At 39.4% G+C, this 442-nt stretch carries 1 protein-coding gene; it reads right to left on the bottom strand.

Annotation, left to right across the window (positions count from 1 at the left end):
• On the bottom strand, positions 1-442 hold a 442-nt coding region (locus M3148_RS17285; protein WP_251305958.1), incomplete at both ends, for a hypothetical protein.

Here is a 442-nt window from a genome sequence, read left to right as displayed (position 1 = left end):
AACAGTTAGTAACTAATGCTCTAGCTGTACTCGATTTTGCGCCCATTATTAGTACAGCGTCAAGATTACCATTTGAACTAAAGTTTTCTATAAGTAAAGTTTGGTATTTAAGTGCAAAGATAGCGTAGTTCAACCCATTATCATTGATTGCACAATCTTTGACGATTAGCTCATTGCCCTCATGCTGCAAGCGCAACCCATTGATAATTGATGTTTGCTTGCTTTTGCCAAAAATGACTTTGTTAGTTGTCACTGTCTGCCATAACACGCCTTGATTATTGAGTGTATGAGCGTTTAAAGTTCCATCAAGCAGTTGCAAGGGGTAACTAGAGGTTAACGCTGCGATTAACGCATTTTTAGACGCAACGGCATCATCCGATTTATAACCAAAGTCCCAAACTGTGACAGTTTTAACATCTTGACGTACCCAGCCATTGATGAC

It is taken from the genome of Georgenia satyanarayanai (assembly GCF_023715365.1).
Classification (GTDB): domain Bacteria; phylum Actinomycetota; class Actinomycetes; order Actinomycetales; family Actinomycetaceae; genus Oceanitalea; species Oceanitalea satyanarayanai_B.
The sequence above is the reverse complement of the archived record's forward strand: the minus strand, read 5'-3'. Positions and strand labels throughout refer to the sequence as shown.